Annotated in this window: 19 protein-coding genes; 10 read left to right on the top strand and 9 right to left on the bottom strand. The window is 58.2% G+C overall.

Annotation, left to right across the window (positions count from 1 at the left end):
• The first annotated feature begins 141 nt into the window (after positions 1-141).
• Positions 142-1,029, top strand: coding sequence for an NAD(P)/FAD-dependent oxidoreductase (locus BLU28_RS03745; protein WP_035206602.1), 888 nt, complete (start codon positions 142-144; stop codon positions 1,027-1,029).
• Here the strand turns inward: BLU28_RS03745 and BLU28_RS03740 are convergent, their stop codons facing one another.
• Positions 1,030-1,806 carry an AraC family transcriptional regulator gene (locus BLU28_RS03740; RefSeq protein ID WP_034496341.1) on the bottom strand — a complete coding sequence of 259 codons (777 nt, stop codon included), beginning with the start codon at positions 1,804-1,806 and terminating at the stop codon, positions 1,030-1,032. It lies immediately after the preceding gene.
• 94 nt (positions 1,807-1,900) lie between these two features.
• On the opposite strand from BLU28_RS03740, the gene BLU28_RS03735 reads away from it, so the two are divergent.
• A complete protein-coding gene (locus BLU28_RS03735) occupies positions 1,901-2,308 on the top strand; it encodes a DUF2000 family protein (RefSeq protein ID WP_004439326.1) in 408 nt (135 codons plus the stop codon).
• Positions 2,309-2,379: 71 nt separating this feature from the next.
• Here the strand turns inward: BLU28_RS03735 and lepA are convergent, their stop codons facing one another.
• From lepA to BLU28_RS03720, 3 genes are all read right to left on the bottom strand, one after another.
• Positions 2,380-4,206 (bottom strand): translation elongation factor 4, encoded by a 1,827-nt coding sequence (gene lepA / locus BLU28_RS03730; RefSeq protein WP_003524495.1) that lies wholly within the window; start codon positions 4,204-4,206, stop codon positions 2,380-2,382.
• 73 nt (positions 4,207-4,279) lie between these two features.
• Complete coding sequence (locus BLU28_RS03725) at positions 4,280-5,149, bottom strand: carbon-nitrogen hydrolase family protein (protein WP_035206605.1); 870 nt, start codon at positions 5,147-5,149, stop codon at positions 4,280-4,282.
• On the bottom strand, positions 5,146-5,754 hold the full coding sequence (locus BLU28_RS03720; protein WP_035206607.1) for a GNAT family N-acetyltransferase: 609 nt from the start codon (positions 5,752-5,754) through the stop codon (positions 5,146-5,148). The genes BLU28_RS03725 and BLU28_RS03720 overlap by 4 nt, the downstream gene beginning before the upstream one ends.
• Before the next feature lie 72 nt (positions 5,755-5,826).
• On the opposite strand from BLU28_RS03720, the gene BLU28_RS03715 reads away from it, so the two are divergent.
• The 3 genes from BLU28_RS03715 to BLU28_RS03705 all read left to right on the top strand — a co-directional run bounded on the left by BLU28_RS03715 (position 5,827) and on the right by BLU28_RS03705 (position 7,437).
• Positions 5,827-6,228 (top strand): ketosteroid isomerase-related protein, encoded by a 402-nt coding sequence (locus BLU28_RS03715; RefSeq protein WP_004439334.1) that lies wholly within the window; start codon positions 5,827-5,829, stop codon positions 6,226-6,228.
• A gap of 89 nt (positions 6,229-6,317) precedes the next feature.
• Positions 6,318-6,899: a helix-turn-helix domain-containing protein gene (locus BLU28_RS03710; protein WP_004439336.1), complete on the top strand. Its 582-nt coding sequence runs from the start codon at positions 6,318-6,320 to the stop codon at positions 6,897-6,899.
• 19 nt (positions 6,900-6,918) lie between these two features.
• Positions 6,919-7,437 (top strand): GNAT family N-acetyltransferase, encoded by a 519-nt coding sequence (locus BLU28_RS03705; RefSeq protein WP_022555450.1) that lies wholly within the window; start codon positions 6,919-6,921, stop codon positions 7,435-7,437.
• Between the two features lie 18 nt (positions 7,438-7,455).
• Here BLU28_RS03705 and BLU28_RS03700 read toward each other — a convergent pair whose 3' ends face one another.
• Positions 7,456-8,529 (bottom strand): alpha/beta hydrolase family protein, encoded by a 1,074-nt coding sequence (locus BLU28_RS03700; RefSeq protein ID WP_035206805.1) that lies wholly within the window; start codon positions 8,527-8,529, stop codon positions 7,456-7,458.
• Between the two features lie 140 nt (positions 8,530-8,669).
• Between BLU28_RS03700 and BLU28_RS03695 the strand changes: the two genes are divergently transcribed.
• The gene (locus BLU28_RS03695) at positions 8,670-9,764 is read left to right on the top strand and encodes a helix-turn-helix domain-containing protein (RefSeq protein ID WP_168247067.1); all 1,095 of its coding nucleotides are present in this window, start codon (positions 8,670-8,672) and stop codon (positions 9,762-9,764) included.
• A gap of 6 nt (positions 9,765-9,770) precedes the next feature.
• Here BLU28_RS03695 and BLU28_RS03690 read toward each other — a convergent pair whose 3' ends face one another.
• Both BLU28_RS03690 and BLU28_RS03685 read right to left on the bottom strand, forming a co-directional pair.
• Positions 9,771-10,874 (bottom strand): TRAP transporter substrate-binding protein, encoded by a 1,104-nt coding sequence (locus BLU28_RS03690; RefSeq protein WP_035206615.1) that lies wholly within the window; start codon positions 10,872-10,874, stop codon positions 9,771-9,773.
• A 185-nt stretch (positions 10,875-11,059) separates the two neighbouring features.
• Complete coding sequence (locus BLU28_RS03685) at positions 11,060-11,533, bottom strand: group III truncated hemoglobin (protein WP_037089611.1); 474 nt, start codon at positions 11,531-11,533, stop codon at positions 11,060-11,062.
• A gap of 141 nt (positions 11,534-11,674) precedes the next feature.
• Between BLU28_RS03685 and mbfA the strand changes: the two genes are divergently transcribed.
• Positions 11,675-12,658 (top strand): iron exporter MbfA, encoded by a 984-nt coding sequence (mbfA, locus tag BLU28_RS03680; RefSeq protein WP_077986555.1) that lies wholly within the window; start codon positions 11,675-11,677, stop codon positions 12,656-12,658.
• 57 nt (positions 12,659-12,715) lie between these two features.
• Here mbfA and BLU28_RS03675 read toward each other — a convergent pair whose 3' ends face one another.
• The gene (locus BLU28_RS03675; RefSeq protein ID WP_004439350.1) at positions 12,716-13,330 is read right to left on the bottom strand and encodes a transglutaminase-like cysteine peptidase; all 615 of its coding nucleotides are present in this window, start codon (positions 13,328-13,330) and stop codon (positions 12,716-12,718) included.
• Positions 13,331-13,448: 118 nt separating this feature from the next.
• Positions 13,449-14,237 carry an alpha/beta hydrolase gene (locus tag BLU28_RS03670; protein ID WP_077986556.1) on the bottom strand — a complete coding sequence of 263 codons (789 nt, stop codon included), beginning with the start codon at positions 14,235-14,237 and terminating at the stop codon, positions 13,449-13,451.
• Positions 14,238-14,424: 187 nt separating this feature from the next.
• Here BLU28_RS03670 and infC point away from each other — a divergent pair, with 187 nt between their 5' ends.
• From infC to rplT, 3 genes are all read left to right on the top strand, one after another.
• On the top strand, positions 14,425-14,961 hold the full coding sequence (gene infC, locus BLU28_RS03665) for a translation initiation factor IF-3 (protein WP_004439353.1): 537 nt from the start codon (positions 14,425-14,427) through the stop codon (positions 14,959-14,961).
• A gap of 184 nt (positions 14,962-15,145) precedes the next feature.
• On the top strand, positions 15,146-15,349 hold the full coding sequence (rpmI, locus tag BLU28_RS03660; RefSeq protein WP_003493355.1) for a 50S ribosomal protein L35: 204 nt from the start codon (positions 15,146-15,148) through the stop codon (positions 15,347-15,349).
• Positions 15,350-15,389: 40 nt separating this feature from the next.
• A complete protein-coding gene (gene rplT, locus BLU28_RS03655; protein ID WP_035206623.1) occupies positions 15,390-15,794 on the top strand; it encodes a 50S ribosomal protein L20 in 405 nt (134 codons plus the stop codon).
• The last annotated feature ends 84 nt before the right edge of the window (positions 15,795-15,878 follow it).

Here is a 15,878-nt window from a genome sequence, read left to right as displayed (position 1 = left end):
GCCTGTTTGCATTCACGCTTACCACCCTCCGGCTGACGTAACAATATAAGTTGCATGACTATTGACTCGATCTTTCATGTAACAATATAAGTAGCATGATATGGACCGCGGTTACGGTCGGCCTCAAAACATGGGTGCATCATGAAATTCGACGTGATCATAATAGGCGGCAGTTACGCCGGGTTATCCTCCGCCCTGCAGCTGGGCCGCGCAAGGAAGCGGGTTCTGGTTGTGGACGCAGGCGAAAGACGAAATCGCTTTGCCAGCCACTCCCATGGTTTTCTTGGGCAGGACGGCAAGGCGCCCGGCGAAATCGTGAGCGAGGCACGCAGCCAGATCGAGCGTTACCCGACGATCGAGTGGGCGCGGGGCAGCGTAACGGATGCGGAAGGGACTTTTGGTGACTTTGAGGTCGAAATCGATGGCGGTCGCCGTGAAAGCGGCGCCCGTCTCATTCTCGCCATGGGCGTCACCGACGAACTTCCGGATATAGCCGGGCTGAAGGACCGCTGGGGGTCCTCTGTTTTCCACTGCCCTTATTGCCATGGCTACGAACTGGATCAGGGAAAGATCGGCGTTATCGCGGCTTCACCTCTGGCCATACATCATGCACTGATGCTCCCGGACTGGGGGGAGACCACCTTCTTTACCAATGGCGTCTTCGAGCCGGATGCTGATCAGGATGCGCTTCTGTCTGCTCGCGGGGTCCATGTGGAAAAAACGCATATCCGGGAAATCGCCGGACATGCGGATATCGCTCTGGTGGATGGGCGTAATGTTGCACTGGCGGGCCTTTTCACCCAGCCGAAATTGCGTATCGCCTCAGACTGGGTAAAAAAACTCGGCTGCGCCATCGAGGAAGGACCAATGGGATCGACCGTCGTTACCGATCCGATGAAACAGACCACCATTGCCGGCATATTTGCCTGCGGCGATGTGGCAAGGGCTGCCGGCTCTGTGGCCCTTTCGGTTGGCGACGGCGCAATGGCCGGTGCGGCGGCGCATCGGTCGATCCTGTTTCCGCAATGATCAGTGTGAAACGAGGTTGAGCCAGCGCCCCGGTGGCATGCCGAAGGCATTTTTGAAATGCCGCGTGAAATGTGCCTGATCCGCGAACCCGCAGGCGAAGGCTGTTTCCGCAAGGCTGCCACCGGCCCGCATCATCTCCTTGCATTTTTCCAACCGCCGCATGATGAGATAACGGTGCGGGCTCGTTCCGAACAGGAAACGGAAATGCCGAAAAAGCGTAAAGCGGTCGAGCCCGCTTATCTCTTCCAGCTCTTCCGACCCCACGGTTGCGGCGCTGTTCTCCAGCAGGTAATTCCTGCACCGCAGGACGGCCGCCCTGTCAACTCGCTTGATATTCCCAGTTCTTTCATTCGAATGTTTGCAGAGCAGATCCGCAAGTCGCGCCTGCCAGTCTGTCACAAGTAGATTGTCCGGCTCGCTTTCGAGGTTGGCAAGCACTTCGATCAGGCATAGGCGAAAGGCCTCGTCCTCGATAACGGGATGTTTGGAAAAAGGCAGCGACTTATGCCCTGCCTGCATCATCTTTTCAGGCGGAAGGTAAAGCATGCGGTAGCGCAGGCCCTCATCCGTGCCGGCGCCGCCATCGTGAACTTCGTCGGGATGCAGCACGATCACATTTCCGGGCATGCTGAAATGCGATGCGCCACGATAGGAAAAGGTCTGAACGCCTGAGAGCGTAACGCCCAGCGCATAGGTATCATGCCGGTGCGGCGCGTAAGCATTACCGTGAAAGCGCGCTTCTATGCGCTCGAAACCGTCGCTCGCGGGGGCCTGCACGATGCCCTCGAATTTGCACGAACGTTCAAGATCGGTGGCATGCAGAGGCTGTAGGGTTGCTTCTCGTTCGTAACCACAGCCAGATTGAGTTCGCATGTTTGATACCAAGATCGCCGTCGTCCTTCGTGACGACCTTGCCGTTTGGCAAAAATTGAACGTCACCGCATTTCTCATGTCCGGGATCGTAGCCCAGACCGGAGAGATCATCGGGGAACCATACCGCGACGGGGCGGGGAACGTCTACAATCCTCTGTCTGTCCAGCCGATTGTTGTGATGGCCGCGGATCAGGAGGCGTTGCGCAAAATCCATCAGCGTTCTCTTGAGCGTGATGTCACGACATCGCTTTATATCGAGGAAATGTTCTCCACCGGACACGACGCGGCGAACCGTCAGGTCTTCTCGGAATTTTCTCCGGAAACCGCAAAGGTTGTCGGAATGGCGCTTAGAGCCGATAAGAAAATCGTCGACAAGATTACAAAAGGCGCGAAGCTGCACGCCTGAGAACGGTGTTTTTGAAAGGAAAAGGGAGGCCGCAAGCCTCCCTTTCAAAAGCAATCGCGGTACTTCGCCGCTTATTCGTCGTTCATCTTCAGCGCGGCGATAAAGGCTTCCTGCGGAATTTCCACCTTGCCGAACTGGCGCATGCGCTTTTTGCCTTCCTTCTGCTTGTCCAGAAGTTTGCGCTTGCGTGTGGCGTCGCCGCCGTAGCACTTCGCCGTTACATCCTTGCGCAACGCGCGCACTGTTTCGCGGGCGATGACCTTGCCGCCGATGGCGGCCTGGATCGGGATCTGGAACATGTGCGGCGGAATGAGTTCCTTCAGCTTTTCGCACATGCCGCGCCCGCGCCGGTCGGCCGCCGAGCGGTGGACCAGCATGGAAAGCGCATCGACGGGATCGCCATTGACGAGGATCGACATCTTGACGAGATCGCCTTCGCGATAATCGATGATGTTGTAATCGAACGAGGCATAGCCCTTGGAGATGGACTTCAGGCGGTCGTAGAAATCGAACACTACTTCGTTGAGCGGCAATTCGTAGGTGATCATCGCGCGGTTGCCGACATAGGTCAGCTCGGTCTGCAGGCCACGCCGGTCCTGACAGAGTTTCAGGATGCCGCCCAGATATTCATCCGGCGTCATGATCGTCGCCTTGATCCAGGGCTCTCGGATTTCCTTGATCTTCACCACGTCGGGCATGTCGGCCGGGTTGTGAAGTTCCTTTTCCGTGCCATCCGTCAGCGTCATTTCATAAACGACCGAAGGCGCTGTCGCGACGAGATCGAGATTGAATTCGCGCTCGAGGCGTTCCTGAATGATTTCGAGATGGAGCAGGCCCAGGAAGCCGCAGCGGAAACCGAAGCCGAGAGCGGCAGACGATTCCATTTCGAAGGAGAAGGAGGCGTCGTTAAGGCGAAGCTTGCCCACCGCCGCGCGCAAATCTTCGAAGTCGGCCGCATCGACCGGGAAGAGGCCGCAGAACACCACGGGCTGCGCGGGCTTGAAGCCGGGCAGGGCCTGCGCCGTCGGGCGCTTGTCGTCGGTGATGGTATCGCCAACGCGTGTATCGGCCACCTCCTTGATCGAGGCGGTGATGAAGCCGATCTCGCCGGGGCCGAGACTATCGACATTGACCATCTTCGGGGTCAGGACACCGACGCGCTCGATGCCGTATTTCGCGCCCGAGCCCATCATGCGGATCTGCTGGCCCTTGCTCAGCACGCCGTCGATGACGCGCACGAGAACCATGACGCCGAGATAGGTGTCGTACCAGCTGTCAACAAGCAGCGCTTTCAGCGGCCCGTTTTCGCCGACTTCGCTCTTCGGCGGCGGCAGGCGGTGGACGATGGCTTCCAGAACATCGGGAATGCCAAGACCTGTCTTGGCGGAAATCATCACGGCGTCGGAAGCGTCGATGCCAATGACTTCCTCGATCTGTTCCTTGATGCGGTCGGGTTCGGCCGCAGGCAGGTCGATCTTGTTGAGCACCGTGACCAGTTCGTGATTATTGTCGATTGCCTGATAGACATTGGCGAGCGTCTGGGCTTCCACGCCCTGCGAAGCGTCGACCACCAGCAGCGAACCTTCGCAGGCCGAAAGCGAGCGGGAGACTTCATAGGCAAAGTCGACGTGGCCGGGCGTGTCGATAAGATTAAGCACATAGGTCTCGCCGTTATTCGCCTTGTAATGCAGGCGCACGGTCTGAGCCTTGATGGTGATGCCGCGCTCGCGCTCGATATCCATCGAATCGAGGACCTGTTCCGACATGTCGCGTTCGGCGAGGCCGCCTGTCGACTGGATCAACCGGTCGGCCAGCGTCGATTTGCCGTGATCGATGTGGGCAACGATCGAAAAGTTGCGGATATGGTCCAGGGGCGTGCGGGTCGAATTTGTGCTCATGTTCCGCGCTATAGCAGGGGCTTGTCATGCCGCAAAGCGGGAATTTGGTTAAAAGCCTTTTAAAATCGGCTTTTCAGATCGCAAATTGCTCCGGCCAGTCACGGCGGGTGGCCACCTGTCCTTCGGTGCGCAGCCTTGCCACTGCGGCAAGATCGATATCGGCGATCAAAAGGCTGCTTTGCGTCACCGCATCACTTTCGCTTTCCGCGACGATGCCGGATGCTGGCATGCCGTAGTCCGACGGCACGTAAAGAGCAGCGCGACCACGATTTTCATCGACCGCCGGGGACCATGGCGCTTCCCCGGCGGTGGGCGATGACAGGACGGCATACTGGTTTTCCAGCGCCCGCGCCTGCGCGCCGATGCGGACCCGATAGGCACCCGCGAGGGTATCGGTGCAACTGGGCGCGAGGACCAGTTCGACGCCGAGTTCCGCCAGCCTGCGGCCAAGCATCGGGAACTCGTTGTCGTAACAGATGAGAATGCCCAGCCTGCCGATCTGCGTATTAAACGCTTTAAGGCCCTCGACGCCGGCATGGATGTTCCATTGCTCCCGTTCGAAGCGGGTCATGATCTGCTTGTCCTGATAACCGATCAGGCCATCCGGACCGAAAAGCCACGCGCGATTGCGGAATTTGCCGTCCGGGTCCTTCACAGGCGCGCTGCCGGGCTGGAACAGAATTTGATGTTGCCGCGCCAGCTCCTCGCATAGCTCTACCCAGGAGGGGATCATCGGCTGTATCTCTTCGATGGAACGGTGCAGATCAGAACGGATGTCGGGTGGCAACTGACCGGTCAGCGTCATAGCCGAATATTCCGGCAGCAGCAGCAGTTCTGCGCCCTCGCTCTTGGCCTCGCGGACAACGGCGGACAGATGGGCGGTATAGGCCTCCCATGTCTCGATCAGCTCGATGGCATATTGGCTGGCGGCGAGGCGTGTCATGTGTCTCCATCTCCGGCAAGGATGGTCTTGATCCAGAATGACAGGGGTTTGGGACTCTCGCTGCTTTCGTCGAGGTCCTGCCAGGTGAAGCTTGTATGCAGCTCGGGGTGGTGGCGATAACCGCGCTTTTCCCAGAAGGCATTGAGCGGTACGTAATCCGTCGGCCGGCGGGGATGGTCGGCAGGCCGCTCGACAGCGCAGAAGGTGCACTGGTTGAAGCCGAGCCGCTTTGCATGTGCCTCCCGCTCCTCGAAGAAGCGCACGCCGACGCCGTGGCCGCGATAGCCGGGAAGCAGCACGCTTTCACCGAAGTAGAATACCCGGTCCGGATCGTAGCCCGCTTCCACGAATGGCGTTTTCACCTCGTCGGTTTCGGCGGCCATCGGCATGCCGGTGGACATGCCGACCACTCTGCCGTCATCGAGCGCCAGCACGAAGATCGCCCCGTCCGTATCGGCATAGGTCGCAAGATATTTGCGCTCATACTCCAGCGAGCCGTCATAGAGATACGGAAAGGCGCGAAACACCTCGATCCGCAGGCGCGCGAGGTCATCGAAATAAGGTGTGGCGTCAATGCCGGAAAGAGACTTGATTTCGACGGTCATGGGCATTTTCACTCTCGGTTGCACTGGTTATACCGTCATGGAACACCCGCGCAAGCATGAACGGAGAAGACGATGACCGCTGCCGAGACCATCCGCGCCTATTACGATGCCTTCAACCGTCAGGATATGGATGCCTTCCTGGCGCTGCTTCACGATGAGGTGGTGCATGACATTAATCAGGGCGAGCGCCAGACCGGCAAGGCCGCCTTTGCGTCCTTCATGGATCATATGAACCGCTGCTATAAGGAAAACCTTACCGATATGGTGATCATGGCGAGCGAGGATGGAAAGCGCGCGTCCGCCGAATTCATTGTCAATGGCGAATATCTCAAGACTGACGAAGGGTTGCCCGAGGCGAACGGTCAGACATATGTGCTGCCGGCCGGCGCCTTTTTTGATCTGAAAGATGGAAAGGTTAGTCGAGTAACGAACTACTATAATCTGAATGACTGGATTGCCCAGGTCGGCGCCTGACGCCTATTTACCGATAAGCACCCGGCGGAAAAATGACAATTTCCACTATGAAGGATATTGACTCCATCATGTGAGAGTGAAATTCTCATATGATGGAAAACGAAGATCACATTCTCGAACGCTCGATCGGCGAGCGTATAAAAACGTTGCGGGCTGAAAGCGGCCTGACGCTGGACAGGCTTGCATCCGAATCGGGCGTCAGCCGCGCCATGATTTCCCGTATTGAAAGGGGAGAGGCGAGCCCCACCGCGTCGCTGCTCGCCCGCATCTGCGCGGCATTTGGCCTGTCGCTCTCCGGTTTCTTCGCCGAAAATGAAGAGACCGTTTCTCCGCTGGTGAGAAAGCGCGACCAGCAGCTCTGGAAAGATCCCGAGACAGGCTATGTCCGCCGCGCCATTTCCCCGCCGCGTGTGGGATCGGATGTCGATATTGTCGAAGTCGAATTTCCAGCCGGCGCGCGCGTCGGTTTTCCGCCGCATGCGGCAAGCCGGGGCATGACGCAATATGTCTGGCTTTTCGAAGGCGTGCTGGAAATGACGAGCGGCGGAAACGTTCACCGGCTGGAGCCGGGCGATTGCCTTTTCATGCCGGTCGGAGAAGGGCACGTCTTCCACAATCCTTCCGAAAAACCTGCCCGTTATGCCGTTGTGCTGGATCAAAGACAGCGCTGATTTCCCCACAGGAGTTTTTATGACCATCATCCGCATGTTGAACGGGCAAGAGACCATCGATGCCCTGCCAGAACTCTGCGAAGTCCTCGCCGCCTGCGTGAACGGCGGCGCCTCCGTCGGCTTCATGTTGCCCTTTTCCCCGCAGGATGCCGAACCCTTCTGGCGATCCGTGGCTGAAGCGGCAGGTCAGGGTGCGACTATTCATGTGGTAGCGGAAGTGGATGGCAAGGTAGTCGGCACCGTGCAGGTGGGGCTCGCCTCCAAACCCAACCAGCCACATCGCGGCGATCTGATGAAACTTCTCGTGCACCCATCCGCCCGAGGCCTTGGCGTCGCCCGCAAGCTCATGCAAAGGGTGGAGGAGGAAGCGGCAAAACGTGGCCGTACCCTTCTGGTTCTGGATACGGCAACTGGCAGCGATGCCGAGGCGATTTATCCCCGTCTCGGCTGGGAACGGGTCGGCGTCATTCCGGATTACGCCCTGTTTCCGGATGGACGCTTTTGCAGCACGACCCTGTTCTATAAGCGGATCGGCTAGGCCTTTGAGACTGCAGACTCACTGGCCCGGCTTCAGCGTGCGGTTGAAAGCTGTAAGGATCATCGTCTCCAATTGTGCGTGAATATCCGCGCGGTCTCGTGGTCCGGCCGGTTCGCAGATCGGATCACGCTCGCCGATGGATTTGAGAAATGCACCGGCATCCGGGTTGCAGAGGGGCAGGAAGCTGAAATGGTTGGCGTCGTCCACCCGCAGATAGGTCGCGCCGGGCACGTCGTCTGCGAGTTTATCCGCAAGCACGGCCGGCGGAATTTTACCTTTGCTGCCGAGATTGATGAAGGTCAGCGGAATATCGATCGCTTTCAGGCTCTCCGGTTTGAAAGCCAGCGCCAGGCCGGGATCAACCAGCACGGCGGAACGGATGCGGGGATCGCGGTTCTGCTGCTCGAAATGGGCCTTGTCGAGGGTTTTGATATCCAGCTTCGGAACGCTGACCGGCTCGCCATTGAGGTAACCCCGGCCGCCGGCGAACCACTGGCAATCCATCATCGAAGAATAGTCCTCGCAATAGCGGGCATAGGCATCGAGATCGGCGCGCGCACCTACAATCTCCATCGCCGCGCTGCCGCCCAGCGAGAAGCCGAGAACGCCGATCCTCTTCGTGTCGATCGCATTCGACCACTTGCCTTCTGCCGTCATGACAGTAATGATCGTTGAGAGATCGTCCGTTCGCTCCCAGATTTTCGGCGTATCGGCGGGCGTGGAATCGCCGCTGGTGGTCCCGGGATGGTTGGTGCCGGCGACGATAAAACCCTCGCTCGCAAGCTTCGCGGCGATCCATGCCATGCCGGACACTCTTGAACCTGAGCCGTGGGACAGAAGCACGAGTGGCAAACGGCCCGGTTTCACCGCACCATCCTTGAACACGGGCGTGCCCTGAAAAATTCGGTCCTCGCCGGAAGGCGCCTGTGTGCCCTTTCCGTCAGATGGATACCAGACGGTGAGAGCGAGGTCTTTGCCGCGAGCTGGCGAATGGACGGTAGTTTCGCTGATGCCGACGGCGTCCGCCGCAAAAACCGGTTGAGTGACGAAAGCGGAAAATAACATGGTCGCTATGGTGGTGACAGGGCGCATGAAAACCTCGTGTGTTTGGGAAGAACGGGGCTCAATCTGCGCCGCCACGTATTTTTTGCGTCCTTGATCGCGTTAAAGGTCGTACCGAAACGCGATCTGGTCCATGAAGTGCGACAAGGTTTCGCTCCGGGATGGTTATCGTGCTTTTCATTCCCCTGCCTTTCGTCGTGGCGCTGTTGTTGGTGGTCATGTTCATCGTCTTCTTTCGAAGCGGAGACGATGTGCGGACAAACCGCGTATTTTTGGCGCTTATCGCCCTTTGCGCCGTGCAGTCTGTGCTCGTCGGCCTGCGCTGGGGATATGGTGTGAGCCTGGTGCGATACGTTCTGCCGGTTTTGGCCGCCTGCCTGCCACCACTTGTGTACATTGCCTTTCGCGGCCTGATGAAGGTGGGGCCGGAAAGCAGAAGGGCCATGCTGGCAAGCCTCGCCCTGTCCCCTCTGCTGATCATTCTTCTGGAATTCACATTCCCGGTCGCTATCGATCTTGGCCTGATTGCCCTCTTCGTTGGCCATGCCACCGCTCTGCTGTTACTCGGAAGAAAAGGGCCGGATGGGCTGGACGAGGCGCAATTTGCGAGCGTCGCTTCGGCACACAAGGCGCTCATCATCGCTGCTGCGGCGCTGTGCGTTTCCGCGATGTTCGATCTTCTGGTGTTTCTCGATTTCGAATGGGCACATGGCGAGAACGTCGCGGCGCTCGTCAGCAACGCCAATCTTTTCGGCCTGTTGCTGATCGGGCTGATGGCGGCCATGGCCGGGAAAAGCAAGGCGTCGCAAGCGGCCGCGGAGCCGCCGGCAGAGGTGCCGCCTCCTTCGGAACCATCACAACAGGACCGCGAGATTGTTGCGGGCCTCGATCGCCTGATGACGTCGCAGGCGCTCTACCGCGACGAAAATCTCAACCTGTCGCGCCTAGCAAGACGCCTCGGCCTGCCGAGCCGGCAGATTTCGGGTGCGATCAATCGTTCGCTCGGCGTCAACGTCTCGCAATATGTCAACCAGCTGCGCATCAGCGAAGCCTGCCGGTTGCTGGAGGAGACGGAGCAATCGGTGACATCGATCATGTTTTCTTCCGGCTTTCAAACCAAGTCCAACTTCAACCGGGAATTTCGCCGCGTCACCGGCATGAGCCCGGTCGACTGGCGGGAACGGCAGGTTTGGAAACTGGTCTCCCCCAACAAAACGGCCACCCGGCAGATGCCGGATGACCGTCTGAAGATCGTCGGGAAATGATGGGGATCAGAGCGTGCCGTTGCGCTGCTGGATCATCATGTAGGTGTCATAGGTATATTCGGCGATCTGCGCCCAGAGATAGGCGTCCTTCTTGAAGGCCTGCTGGCTCTCGTAAATCTTCTTGAAGCTTTCGTTCTTGGCCGAAATCTCCGCATAGGTGTCCTGCGCCGCCTTGTGGCAGACATCGAGGATTTCCTGGCTGAAGGGGCGCAGGATGGCGCCCTGCGCTACCAATTCCTTCAGCGCCTTCGGATTGCGTGCATCGTAGCGTTCTAGCATGCTGGCGCTGCCCGCGGCGCAGGCGTCTTTCAGGATGCGTTTGTAGTTTTCCGGCAGTTCGTTGAACTTCTGCAGGTTGACGAAGGCATGAACGGCCGGGCCGCCTTCCCACCATGCGGGGTAATAGTAATATTTCGCGACCTTGTAGAAGCCGAGCTTCTGGTCATCATAGGGGCCGACGAACTCGGTGGCGTCGATCGTGCCCTTTTCGAGCGCGGCGTAGACATCGCCGCCGGCGATCTGCTGCGGCGTCACGCCAACCTTCTGCATCACTTGGCCGGTGAGGCCGGCAATACGCATCTTCAGACCCTTGAGGTCGTCGATGGTGTTGATTTCCTTGCGGAACCAGCCACCCATCTGGGCACCGGTGTTGCCGAGCAGGATCGAGTAGATATTGTGCTGGGCAAGGAACTCATTGAGCAGCTCGTTGCCGCCGGCCTGGTTGAACCACGCATTCGTCTGGCGCGCATTGAGGCCGAAGGGAACCGAGGTCCCGAGCGCGAAAGTCGGGTCCTTGCCAACGTAATAATAGGCGCATGTATGCGCCATTTCGACGGTTCCGGCCGTCACCGCGTCCGCAGCCTGCAGGGCCGGCACGATCTCTCCGCCCGCGAAATGCTGAATGACGAAATTGCCGCCGGAAGCTTCCTTGACGTGATCGGCGACGATCTGGCCCGCGCCGAACAGAATGTCGAGGCCCTTGGTGAAGGACGACGTCATGCGCCAGGTAATCTTGGGATTTTCTTGTGCGATGGCCGGAGCGGCCAGCGCCGTTGCGGTAACACCGGCGCCCACGGCGCCAGCCTTGCGGATAAATGATCTGCGATCCATGTCGATAAGCCCTGCTATGCCTCATATTACAGGCGAACCGCACGGTACGCCTCCCGCCGGCTACTAAACATTTATCCTTGCGGCCATCAAGAGGGAATGTTCGAAACCTGCGCGCTCCTGCGCGGCACTTCGTCATCGTTCCAACTCTGCAATCAGGTGCCGTACCCAGGCCCCGCGCCTTGCGGTTAAGACGACGATCGCGTCAACGCGGGATCATCGAGCGCCGGATTGTAAAAGAGCGAGAGCGTCAGGCTTCTGGCGATGCGTTCAGCGGTTTCCATAAACCAGTCGTGCGCCTCTCTGCCCGGTGCAATGTCATCGAGTGTGGCGGAAAACAGCGCAAGCCATTGGGGGAAAAGCTCGGCGGTCATGCCTTTTACGCCAAGATGGGCTTGGACCGGCTTGCCGCCATAGCCGCCATTCTTGAACGCGACGGCCGCCCAGAACTGCTTCATCCTGGCCATATGTTCCGCCCAGCGGCCTGCAAGCCGCGCATCGAAAACGGGCCCGAGCGCGGGGTGCTTCAGCACGCGACCGTAAAATGTTTCCACCAGCAGATCGATGAAACGGGCATCGACACCGATAGCCGCCATCGCTTTTTCTGCCCTGTCCTGAATTTCTGCGCTGTGAGCGGCTCTTGCCGCGGCTGGGTTCTGCATCATCGATCCTTTCCCGACGAATTTACGCCGCTGGGCTGCCATCGGCAATGCGGCGCTTTGACTGGTTAGAATTATTCTAAGATGGCTTGATCGCGGGGTGCAGCGGATGTATTTAGAATTATTCTAAACAAGGTTTCAGCCATGTTCCACAGTCTTTTCTCGCTTTCCAAACGTCCCTTTTCCTCCCTCAGCGAACAGGAAATCCTGGCGCTCGCCATCTCGTCGGAAGAAGATGACTCCCGCATCTACCGCTCCTATGCCGATCACCTGCGCGCGCAATATCCTCAATCGGCGAAGGTTTTTGACGACATGGCCGAGGTCGAGCAGCAGCATCGAAACGTGTTGATCGACATGCATCGCCGCCGCTTCGGAGAAATCATTCCGTTGATACGGCGCGAACATGTGCGTGGTTTCTACGAACGCACACCGGACTGGCTGGTGAAGAATCTCTCACTGGAAAAAATTCGCGCCCAGGCGGAATTGATGGAAGCGCAGGCAATCCGTTTTTATGACGAAGCCGTCAAGCGCACCACGGATGCTTCGACGCGCAAGTTGCTCGGTGATCTGGCGGAGGCAGAGCGCGGCCACGAGGATATCGCCCATATGCTCGAGGAAAAACATCTCGATGAAAACGGCAGAACGGAAGAAGAGGAGACCGCCAGGCGTCAATTCCTCCTGACCTATGTGCAGCCGGGTCTCGCCGGCCTTATGGACGGTTCCGTGTCGACGCTGGCGCCAATCTTTGCAGCGGCCTTTGCCACACAGGATACCTGGCAGACCTTCCTCATCGGTCTTTCCGCCTCCGTCGGCGCGGGCATCTCCATGGGGTTTACGGAAGCCGCTCATGATGACGGCAAGCTTTCCGGTCGAGGCTCGCCACTGAAGCGCGGCCTGGCATCGGGCATCATGACGGCCATTGGCGGCCTCGGCCACGCGCTGCCCTATCTCATCCCGCATTTCTGGACAGCCACGGCTATTGCCGCGATCGTTGTTTTCGTGGAACTCTGGGCTATCGCCTTCATTCAGAACCGCTTCATGGAAACGCCATTCCTGCGCGCCGTCTTTCAGGTGGTCCTCGGTGGCTCATTGGTGCTGGCGGCCGGCATTATCATCGGCAATGGCTAAAGGCAAAAGCCCGCGGCGCGTGCCGCGGGCTTTTCGATATAATCGATTTCATGCAGATCAGCGCAACGCGCCGACCAGAACGTCCCGACCATCCTCGATGGAAACCCAGCGGCCCGTATTAAAGGACGCCTGCCGCTTCAGATAGGTGTAGTTTGTGTCGGTCCAGAGCTTCACGTCGTCGGTGAGATTATCGAGAATATAGTCGCCATCCGTGGTGCGAAGGGTAAGCACCGCATGACCTTCACCATCAGGCTTGCGAACGACTGTTATCAGCAGGTCGGCCACGGAAAATCCGCGCTCGATCAGCTTCTTGCGCTTCAGCAGTACGAAATCTTCGCAATCACCGGCGGTTGTCGGGTATTCCCAGACCTCGTCCTTGCCATAGATTTCCTGGTCGGTCATCGCCACGATGGTCGTGTTGACGGAGGTGTTGACCTCGCGAATGACGCCCCAGCCATAGTCGGTGACGCGTGGCGGCGGCGTCGCCTTGCTGCGAATGTTGCACTCATCGGCATATTTTTGACAGAACTCGTAATGGCCGATCGGCTGGGAGGTGATCCCGCCCGTCACCATGGAAGGGCTTCCCTTGGTTTCCGCCATGGCGGAGGCAGCAGTCATTAGCCCGGCGGCAACTGCAGACAGCAGCGCACGCGCCAGCGGTGCGTTCATCATGAAACCCGTCCCTTAATTCTTAATGAAAAGTTAAGAGGGTTGGGGGGCAGGAGTCAATCTTTAGCAATCAATGGCGCGCAAGACTCGTTGAATATGGTTAAGAGCGTTGCGGAAATGCCTATGTTGCAAGGGCTCTAACCGCCGTGAGCATCCTTTCAATGTCCTGTGGCCGGGAGAGCCGGTGGTCGCCGTCGCGGATCAACGTCAGAACCACGTCGTCGGCTGGCAGGTGTTCCAGAAGTTTCAGCGCGTGTTGATAGGGCACGTCGGGATCGCGCATGCCCTGCAGGATGTGAACGGGGCAACCGGTGGTGATGATGCCCTGCAACACGCGGTTCTGCCGGCCGTCTTCCATGAGCGTGCGGGTGAAGATGTTGGGCTCGGGACTGTATTCCGAGTGCTCCTCGAAATAGCCCCTCTCCAGCAGCGATGTCTTTTCTGCCTCCGTCAGGCTGGGCTCTATCAGTTCCGCCGTGAAATCAGGCGCAGGCGCGATGAGGATCAGGCCTGCGACGGATGGGGCGCCACCTGTCTTGCGTAGTTCCTCAACCATGCGCAAGGCGATCCATCCGCCCATCGAAGAGCCGACGAGAATGACGCTCGACGGCGCCTTAGCACGCACTACGGCGAGTGCCTCTTCCAGCCATCGGGAGATCGTGCCTTTTTTGAAATCTCCGCCGGACGCGCCGTGGCCGGAATAGTCGAACCGAAGGCAGGCAAGGCCGTTTTCCGCTGCAAAGCGATCCAGTTCGACCGCCTTTGTTCCGGTCATGTCTGAACGATAGCCGCCGAGCCACACCAGCATGGGTGCGCTTTTGCCGGAAATCGCCGGACGATGGAGAATGGCAATCTCGCGGCTGTCGTTATCGGGACCTACGCGCAGGAATTCGGCGGCTTGTTCGCTCATGTATATGCAATTCTCCTGATTTTAGTGCAACAACGGCGGCGTATTTGCAAAAACCGTGACAACAGGTGATCTTTTCGGGCAGATATGCTATTGACTTCGCCACGGCAATAACGACATTTCCGCCGCTTGTACCAAACAAGCTGTTTTTTGCCGACGTGATCCAGAAACAGATCAGGAGAATACGACCATTCGCAGACCTTTCAAAGCCGATGCCCCCGTCAAGGAGGGGCCGCGCTCCAACCGGGAAATTCGGGTTCCCAGAGTTCAGCTTATTGATGAAGAGGGCCAGAACCTCGGTAGCATGCCGACGGATCAGGCATTGAAACTGGCGGAGGAGGCCGGTCTCGATCTCGTTGAGATTTCGCCGAACGCTGAACCGCCGGTGTGCAAGATCCTCGATCTCGGCAAACTGAAATACGCGACCCAGAAAAAGGCCGCTGAAGCGCGCAAGAAACAGAAGATCGTCGAAGTCAAAGAAATCAAGATGCGCCCTAACATCGACACGCATGATTATGACGTGAAGATGAAGGCGATGGGCCGTTTCTTTGAAGATGGCGACAAGGTGAAGGTGACGCTGAAGTTCCGTGGCCGTGAAATGGCTCACCAGGAACTGGGCATGAAGCTTCTTCTTCAGGTGAAGGAAGACACTCAGGCGATTGCCAAGGTGGAGGCCGAGCCGAAGCTTGAAGGCCGTCAGATGATGATGGTTCTCGCGCCGAAATAACTTATACCGCCACAGAACTGGCGTAATGAGCCGCACGGGGAAGTTCGCTTTCCCCGTTGCGCTTTTAACCGACTGCGGTTATAAGCGCGCGTCCGAACGGTCCGGCAGGGCATGCCGAGGCCGTTCCTGAATAGCTTGAAATAGGCCTCGTCTGCCTGTTTCGATACAAAAACGGAGTAGCAAAATGCCCAAGATGAAGACGAAGTCCGCTGCAAAGAAGCGGTTCAAGATCACTGCAACCGGCAAGGTTGTTGCAGCCGCCGCCGGTAAGCGCCACGGCATGATCAAGCGTACCAACAAGTTCATTCGCGACGCGCGTGGAACCATGGTTCTCGCCGAAGCTGACGGCAAGAAGGTCGTCAAGAACTACCTGCCGAACGGTCTCTGAGACTTTTCCGCATTTTTGGACACTTTAAGGAGATCATGACATGGCACGCGTAAAACGTGGCGTAACTTCCCGCGCCAAGCACACCAAGACACTCAAGGCAGCCAAGGGTTTCTACGGCCGCCGCAAGAACACCATCCGCGCAGCAAAGGCTGCCGTGGATCGTTCCAAGCAGTACGCTTACCGCGACCGCAAGGTCAACAAGCGTAACTTCCGCGCTCTTTGGATCCAGCGTATCAACGCTGCTGTCCGCGAATTCGGCCTCACCTATGGCCGCTTCATCGACGGCCTGAACAAGGCTGGCATCGAAGTGGACCGCAAGGTTCTGTCCGACATGGCTATCCATGAGCCGGCAGCATTCGGCGCGCTCATCGAAGCAGCGAAGAAGGCGCTTGAGTACCTCAAGGATGCTGGTACGGCCAACGAGTTTGAAACCGCTGTAAAGTAATTACGGCGCGGACAATCTGTTGTTCATTTGAACCCGCGTCGGGCAACCGGCGCGGGTTTTTTCTTTTCAGATGCCATACATTTC

Origin of the sequence: Agrobacterium pusense (assembly GCF_900102105.1) — a bacterium.
Lineage (GTDB): Bacteria > Pseudomonadota > Alphaproteobacteria > Rhizobiales > Rhizobiaceae > Agrobacterium > Agrobacterium pusense.
Note: the sequence above shows the minus strand (reverse complement) of the source record. Positions and strands in the feature narration are given on the sequence as shown.

Coding starts and splice junctions, on each gene's coding strand:
- BLU28_RS03725 (WP_035206605.1), bottom strand. CDS start 5,149: ATGACACGCCTCGCCGCCAGCCAATATGCCATCGAGCTGATCGAGACA.
- BLU28_RS03710 (WP_004439336.1), top strand. CDS start 6,318: ATGATGGAAAACGAAGATCACATTCTCGAACGCTCGATCGGCGAGCGT.
- mbfA (WP_077986555.1), top strand. CDS start 11,675: ATGTTCCACAGTCTTTTCTCGCTTTCCAAACGTCCCTTTTCCTCCCTC.
- BLU28_RS03675 (WP_004439350.1), bottom strand. CDS start 13,330: ATGATGAACGCACCGCTGGCGCGTGCGCTGCTGTCTGCAGTTGCCGCC.
- BLU28_RS03745 (WP_035206602.1), top strand. CDS start 142: ATGAAATTCGACGTGATCATAATAGGCGGCAGTTACGCCGGGTTATCC.
- BLU28_RS03715 (WP_004439334.1), top strand. CDS start 5,827: ATGACCGCTGCCGAGACCATCCGCGCCTATTACGATGCCTTCAACCGT.
- BLU28_RS03690 (WP_035206615.1), bottom strand. CDS start 10,874: ATGGATCGCAGATCATTTATCCGCAAGGCTGGCGCCGTGGGCGCCGGT.
- lepA (WP_003524495.1), bottom strand. CDS start 4,206: ATGAGCACAAATTCGACCCGCACGCCCCTGGACCATATCCGCAACTTT.
- BLU28_RS03705 (WP_022555450.1), top strand. CDS start 6,919: ATGACCATCATCCGCATGTTGAACGGGCAAGAGACCATCGATGCCCTG.
- rpmI (WP_003493355.1), top strand. CDS start 15,146: ATGCCCAAGATGAAGACGAAGTCCGCTGCAAAGAAGCGGTTCAAGATC.
- BLU28_RS03720 (WP_035206607.1), bottom strand. CDS start 5,754: ATGACCGTCGAAATCAAGTCTCTTTCCGGCATTGACGCCACACCTTAT.
- BLU28_RS03685 (WP_037089611.1), bottom strand. CDS start 11,533: ATGCAGAACCCAGCCGCGGCAAGAGCCGCTCACAGCGCAGAAATTCAG.
- BLU28_RS03700 (WP_035206805.1), bottom strand. CDS start 8,529: ATGCGCCCTGTCACCACCATAGCGACCATGTTATTTTCCGCTTTCGTC.
- BLU28_RS03735 (WP_004439326.1), top strand. CDS start 1,901: ATGTTTGATACCAAGATCGCCGTCGTCCTTCGTGACGACCTTGCCGTT.
- BLU28_RS03670 (WP_077986556.1), bottom strand. CDS start 14,237: ATGAGCGAACAAGCCGCCGAATTCCTGCGCGTAGGTCCCGATAACGAC.
- rplT (WP_035206623.1), top strand. CDS start 15,390: ATGGCACGCGTAAAACGTGGCGTAACTTCCCGCGCCAAGCACACCAAG.